This is a genomic window from Moorena sp. SIO3H5 (assembly GCF_010692395.1).
GTDB lineage: Bacteria > Cyanobacteriota > Cyanobacteriia > Cyanobacteriales > Coleofasciculaceae > Moorena.
Genome location: NZ_JAAHHS010000787.1, coordinates 1 through 1,209 on the forward strand (window position 1 = coordinate 1; position 1,209 = coordinate 1,209).

The window sequence follows — 1,209 nt, forward strand, 5'->3', positions numbered from 1 at the left end:
TGAACATCCCCAGGGGTAAATGCTGAACCCACTAACAGATTAATTTGTTGTGGTTTAGTATCTCCTGGTTGGGGGAGTTCTCTCACCATACTTTCTACCGCAGCCGCATAACCATCTTGCAATGCACCTTTAAAATCCGGAGCGGAGACTAGTATAATGGGCAAATCATTTAGTTCTGGATGTTGCTGGCGAAAATCTTTGAGGATACCTTGCATATCATCCCCTCTAGTTTCCGTCAGTCCAGTGGTACACAAACCAATCACCTCAGGTTTGACTTTCTCCACCAGGGTGAGAATGGCCTGTTCCACATTATCCTCACCACCCAGAATGGTTGAAACTTCCGTCATCGCCGTAGTGGAAAGGGGAATTACTTCCCGGAAATGGCGTACCAAAATAACTTTAGCAAAGGCTGTACAACCTTGAGAACCATGCAATAAAGGCATCATTCCTTTTAGTCCTAGAAAGGCTAAGGTTGCACCCAAAGCTTGACTTTGTTTGAGAGGATTTACTACAACTGCTTTGTTGGGAGTGGTGACAATCGCCATGTTTTTACTTCAGAGAAAATGTGGAGAGCAGAGGGAGTGGGGGAGTGGGGGAGTGAAGGAGTGAGGGAGTGAAGGAGTGAGGGAGTGGGAGAGTGAAGGAGTGAAGGAGTTTAGACAATGTATGTCTATAATTTTAGAAATGTGTAATCTAAAAATTCTTTCCCTCCTTCACTCCTTCCCTCTTTCCCTCTTTCCCTCCTTCCCTCATCCCCTCATCCCCACGGTGCGGTTTGACGAATTTGCTCCCAAACGGGGCTGTGAAGAGCTTCATCCAATTCCTTGGCCATTTCTATCATGCCAATATAACCTGCATAACGATGATGGCGTTCTTGGTTAATATCTAGGAAAGGAATTCTGGCTTTGAGGGCGGTATACTGGTTACGACCGCCAGCAATCAGCATATCTGCATTAGTTTCGCTGATAATTCGTAGAATTTCCTGGGGATTACCTTTCTCTAAGGTAATACCATCTTTGCCCAATAACTGCTTAATACGAGCTTTATCTTCCTCTGTACTCTTCTTGGTACTTGTAGCTACAACTTCCATACCCAAGTCTTTTGCAGCAGACACAATTGACCAACTTTTCACTCCTCCAGTATAAATAACCACTCGTTTACCTTTGAGGCGATCGCGGTAGGTAGCTAAGGCTATATCTAACTTGGCGG

2 protein-coding genes are annotated in these 1,209 nt (G+C 45.0%); both read right to left on the reverse strand.

The window, feature by feature from the left end; translation table 11 throughout:
* Window positions 1–545: nitrogenase component 1 (locus F6K52_RS36530; protein ID WP_293090158.1), on the reverse strand; the 545-nt coding region annotated here is incomplete at its 3' end.
* A 212-nt stretch (window positions 546–757) separates the two neighbouring features.
* A partial coding sequence (locus tag F6K52_RS36535) for a nitrogenase component 1 (protein ID WP_293090160.1) occupies window positions 758–1,209 on the reverse strand: 452 nt, incomplete at its 5' end.